The sequence below is a fragment of the Pararhodobacter sp. genome, assembly GCF_034676075.1.
Taxonomy (GTDB): Bacteria; Pseudomonadota; Alphaproteobacteria; order Rhodobacterales; family Rhodobacteraceae; genus Pararhodobacter.
The window spans coordinates 1-4,412 of the sequence record NZ_JAUCCQ010000195.1; the positions used below are offsets into that span (position 1 = coordinate 1).

Sequence of the window (4,412 nt, forward strand, 5' to 3'; positions counted from 1 at the left end):
CCTTCCCGGGGCGTCAGCCCCGCCCTCAGGCCGCCGCCGCCAGCGGCAAGGCCCCGCGATAGAAATCCTGCGCCGCGGCAACGCCCGATCCCAGCCGCACCGGCCAGCCCAGATCCGCCATCACCATCTCGGCCGTCGCCAGCCCGGCCAGCATCAGCGGTTCCGACAGCATCCCCAGATGGCCGATGCGGAAGGCCTTGCCCGCCAGCTGTCCCAACCCGGTGCCGAAGGCCATGCCATAGGTCCCGGCGGCGCGGGCTACGAAGGCGTTGGCGTCGGAGCCCTCGGGCGCCAGCACCGCCGTCACGCTGTCCGAGGCCAGCGCGGGCGAGGCGGCGCAGGTCGTCAGCCCCCAGCCCGCCACCGCCCGGCGCACGCCTTCGGCCAGGCGGTGGTGCCGGGCGTGGACCCGCGTCAGCCCCTCCTCCTCCAGCATCGCGACCGAGGCGGCGAGGCCGGCGATCAGCCCGACCGGCGGGGTATAGGGATAGCCGCCCGCGGCCATGCTGCGCCGCATGTCGGCAAGGTCGAAATAGGTGCGGGGCAGGCGGGCAGTCTCCATCGCCGCCAGCGCCTTGTCCGACAGGCCCAGAATGGCCAGCCCGGGCGGCAGCATGAAGCCCTTCTGGCTGCCAGTCACGGCGATATCGACGCCCCAGCCGCTGAAATCGAACGGCATGGAGGCGATGGAGCTGACCCCGTCAACCATCATCAGGGCCCCATGCCCGGCCCGGTCCATCGCCTGCCGCAGCCCGGCGATATCCGAGCGCACGCCGGTCGCCGTCTCGTTATGCGTGGCCAGAACCGCCTTGATCCGGCCGGTCCGGTCGGCCCTCAGCGCCGCCTCGATCCGCTCCAGCGGCAGGCCTTCGCCCCAGGGGGTGTCCAGCACCTCGACCTCCAGCCCGAAGCGCTGGCAGAGGTCGATCCAGCGGGCCGAGAACACGCCATAACGCGCCGCCAGCACCCGGTCACCGGGCGAGAGCGTGTTGGCGATCGCCGCCTCCCAGCCGCCGGTGCCGGTGGCGGGCAGCAGAAAGACTTCGCCCTCCGCCATGCCCATCACCCGCTTCACCCCCGCCAGCGCCGGGGTCAGCATCCGCGCGAAAGCGGGCGAGCGGTGGTCCAGCGTCGGCACATCGCAGGCCTTGCGCAGGACCTCGGGCATGTTGGTGGGGCCGGGGATGAAGACCGGGTTCTGGGCAAAGGCTTGGTGGGCGGTCATGGTCGCGCTCCTTGGTTGTCCGCTGATCCTAGGCCGGGGGTCCTCCGCCCTCAATTTTTTTGAAATCTTTTTTCAGAAGTGCCTGAAGGGTGATTTTCTCAATCATCCGAAGCTGCTATCCTTTTTCATCTGTTGAAAATGATTTTCGGAGAGGCGCATGACCGAGTCCCGCCGCGGCCGTCCCAAGGCCTTCCACGACAAGACCGAACAGAACACGATCCGGGCGCTGGACCGGGCGATGGCGCTGTTGCAGGCGCTGGCGGGGTCGGACGGGATGACCCTGACCGAACTGGCGCAGGCCGAAGGCGAATCGCCCGCCACCACCTACCGCGTGCTGACCACCCTTGCGCAGCGGCAGATGGTGGAGCTGGATCCAAGGGGTCAGGTCTGGCACGTCGGCTCGGGCACCTTCCGCACCGGGGCGGCCTTCCTCAGGCGCACCAATGTCGTGGAACGCGCGCGCGCACCGATGCAGGCGCTGATGCGGGCCACGAACGAAACCGCCAATCTGGGGATCGAGCAGCAGGGCGAGGTCCTGTTCCTGACGCAGGTCGAAACCCATCAGGCGATCCGCGCCTTCTTCTCGCCCGGCACACGCTCGCCCCTTCATGCCTCGGGCATCGGCAAGGCGCTCATGGCCTGGATGCCGGGGCTGAACCCGGCGCCGCTCACCCGCTTCACCGAGGCCACGATCACCGAGCCCGAGGCGCTGGCCCGCAACCTCGCCCTGACCCGCAGCCGGGGCTGGGCGCTGGACAATCAGGAGCGGACCGAGGGCATGCGCTGCGTCGCCGCGCCGATCTTCAACGCGCATGGCGAGCCGGTCGCCGGGGTGTCGATCAGCGGGCCGGTGTTCCGCCTGCCGCCCGATGCGCTGCCGGAGCTGGGCGCCCGGGTCAGGGCGGCGGCGGCCGAGATCACCCAGTCGATCGGTGGGGCGGTTAAATCCTGAGTGTTAAAATCGGGATTGACTCATCCAAGTGTTTTTGTCAGGAATAGGCTCACCCGACCATGGAGAGTGTTATGTCCCTCTATTCCCAACCGGATTTCACCCGCGCCGAAGCGGTTCCGCAACGCGGCCTGCCCGTGCATTCGGCCCGCGCGCTGACCAAGGGTGGTACGCAGGCGCAGATCGAACTGGACGGCAAGGTCTATGACCTGCGCATCACCCGCGCCGGCAAGCTGATCCTGACGAAGTGACGCGCTGACGGCTCTGGGGTCGGGCGCTAAAGCCCGACCCAGCGCTGCCCGATCCGCGCCACCAGCACGGCCAGCACGATGCGCGCCAGATGGTGCAGCGTGACATAGACCGCGCTCAGGTGCAGCGACAGCGCGACCAGCGACATCTCGGTCACGCCGCCCGGCGCGAAGGCCAGAACCACCGCCGAGATCGGCTCGCCCACCGGGCCTGAGGTCAGCAGCGCCACGCCCAGCGCGACCCCCAGCATCAGCCCGACATGCGCCAGCGACAGGCGCAGGGCCAGTCCCGCCTCGCCCCGGGTGAAGCCCGAAAGCCTCACCGCCAGCGAGGTTCCCATCACCCATTGCGTGACCAGCACCATCCAGACCGGCGGCACCGCCGCGGTCAGGCCCAGCGCATGGGCGAGGCCGCTCAGCAGCAGGGGGCCGGAGAGGACGGCGGCCGGAAAGTTGAGGCGGCTGGCGATGAACCAGCCCGAAACGGCGATGGCGGTCAGCACGGCCGCGTCCCACAAGGTGAGCGGCGCGTGCCCGGCGCCCGCGGCAAGGCCCGAGGCCGAGCCGACGGCCTGCCCCTCGATCAGGGAAAAGGCGATGGGGATCAGCACGATGCACAGGATCAGCCGCAACAATTGCAGCATGATCAGCATCGGCATGTCAGCCCCGGCCTTTTCCCCCATGTCGAGCGATTCGATGAAGCCGCCGGGCATGGCGGCGTAATAGGCGGTCGGACGGCTGAGCCCGCCCAGACGGCCGAACAGCAGATAGCCCAGTGCATGCACCGCGGGGATGAAGACCACCAGCGCCGCCATGGTCAGCCACCAATGCAGCGCCTGGCTGGCGAAATCCGGCGGGAAGCTGGCGCCGATGGCGGTGCCGACGATGGGCACCAGCACGTAGCGCCATTTCTGCGGCACGGCCAGCGCATGCCCGCCGACCCGCAGCCCCAGCGCCGAGGCCAGCGTGACCGCGGTCATCGAGCCCAGCAGCATGGCCAGCGGCAGGCCCAGCCAGCTGGCCAGCAACCCGCCAGCGCCGCCCAGACCAAACGTCGCCAGGATGGTCAGCGGCGGGATGCCGTTGGTGAACCGGGTCAGTCCCGACATGCGCCCGCTGTCATATCTCGCGTCACATCTGCCCCCCGGCGATCTCGTAGACCTGACCGTTGAGGCTGGAGGATTGCGGGCCGACCAGCAGCGCCGCCACCGCCGCGACCTCGTCGGCCGTGATCAGGCGCTTGTGGCGGTTGGTCTTGACCATCATGTTGCGCGCCTGGTCGGTGTCGATCCCGGCGCGGGCGGCGATGGATTGGGTGTTGCGGGCGATGATATCGGTGTCGGTATAGCCCGGGCAGAGCGCGTTGAAGGTGAGGTCCGAGCCGAGGTAATCCTCGGACAGGCCGCGCATCAGCCCGATCATCCCGTGTTTCGAGGCGGTATAGGCCGGTGCCCCCTTCAGCCCTTTGATCCCGGCGATGGACGACACGAAAAGCGTACGCCCCCAGCCCTCGGCCAGCATGCCGGGCAGGCATTCGCGCACCGTCAGATACGCGCCGTCGAGGTTGATCGCCATCATCTTGCGCCAGAAGGCAAGGTCCATCTTGGCCATCGACTTGCCCTCGGCGATCCCCGCATTGGCGACGCAGATGGTGACCGGGCCACGCGCGGCGACGGCCTTGGCCGTGCCCTCGACGACGCTCGCCTCATCGGCCACGTCCATGGCCAGCGCGTGCAGGCCGGGCGTTGCGGCAGCGGCGTCAGACAGGACATCGGCGCGGCGGCCGGTGATGGTGACCTGTGCGCCGCGTCCGGCCAGCATCTGCGCGATGGCGAGGCCAATCCCCGTACCGCCGCCGGTGACCAGCGCGTGACGTCCCTGAAGTTGCGTATCCATGAGCATCCTCCCTGCTTTGCGGGCGAGCCTAGACCGCTTGAAACCAAAGAGAAAGCAGTCCCGGCAGGGCAAGGCCGGTTACGCGGGGGCAAAC

5 protein-coding genes are annotated in these 4,412 nt (G+C 69.1%); 2 read left to right on the forward strand and 3 right to left on the reverse strand.

The genetic code is table 11. The annotated features are described in order from the left end of the window. Positions 1-25: 25 nt before the first annotated feature. A complete protein-coding gene (bhcA, locus tag VDQ18_RS22905; RefSeq protein WP_323023170.1) occupies positions 26-1,225 on the reverse strand; it encodes an L-aspartate--glyoxylate aminotransferase BhcA in 1,200 nt (399 codons plus the stop codon). A gap of 157 nt (positions 1,226-1,382) precedes the next feature. Between bhcA and bhcR the strand changes: the two genes are divergently transcribed. Both bhcR and hemP read left to right on the forward strand, forming a co-directional pair. Next, positions 1,383-2,177: an HTH-type transcriptional regulator BhcR gene (gene bhcR / locus VDQ18_RS22910; protein WP_323023171.1), complete on the forward strand. Its 795-nt coding sequence runs from the start codon at positions 1,383-1,385 to the stop codon at positions 2,175-2,177. Between the two features lie 71 nt (positions 2,178-2,248). Then, positions 2,249-2,425 (forward strand): hemin uptake protein HemP, encoded by a 177-nt coding sequence (gene hemP / locus VDQ18_RS22915; protein WP_107751347.1) that lies wholly within the window; start codon positions 2,249-2,251, stop codon positions 2,423-2,425. A gap of 26 nt (positions 2,426-2,451) precedes the next feature. Here the strand turns inward: hemP and VDQ18_RS22920 are convergent, their stop codons facing one another. Beyond that, positions 2,452-3,531 carry an AbrB family transcriptional regulator gene (locus VDQ18_RS22920; protein WP_323023172.1) on the reverse strand — a complete coding sequence of 360 codons (1,080 nt, stop codon included), beginning with the start codon at positions 3,529-3,531 and terminating at the stop codon, positions 2,452-2,454. Positions 3,532-3,553: 22 nt separating this feature from the next. Then, on the reverse strand, positions 3,554-4,318 hold the full coding sequence (locus VDQ18_RS22925; protein ID WP_107751345.1) for an SDR family NAD(P)-dependent oxidoreductase: 765 nt from the start codon (positions 4,316-4,318) through the stop codon (positions 3,554-3,556). Positions 4,319-4,412: the final 94 nt, after the last annotated feature.

Bases quoted from the DNA above. Each gene is read 5' to 3' on its own strand.
- bhcA (WP_323023170.1), bottom strand. From the start codon at position 1,225: ATGACCGCCCACCAAGCCTTTGCCCAGAACCCGGTCTTCATCCCCGGC.
- VDQ18_RS22920 (WP_323023172.1), bottom strand. From the start codon at position 3,531: ATGTCGGGACTGACCCGGTTCACCAACGGCATCCCGCCGCTGACCATC.
- hemP (WP_107751347.1), top strand. From the start codon at position 2,249: ATGTCCCTCTATTCCCAACCGGATTTCACCCGCGCCGAAGCGGTTCCG.
- VDQ18_RS22925 (WP_107751345.1), bottom strand. From the start codon at position 4,318: ATGGATACGCAACTTCAGGGACGTCACGCGCTGGTCACCGGCGGCGGT.
- bhcR (WP_323023171.1), top strand. From the start codon at position 1,383: ATGACCGAGTCCCGCCGCGGCCGTCCCAAGGCCTTCCACGACAAGACC.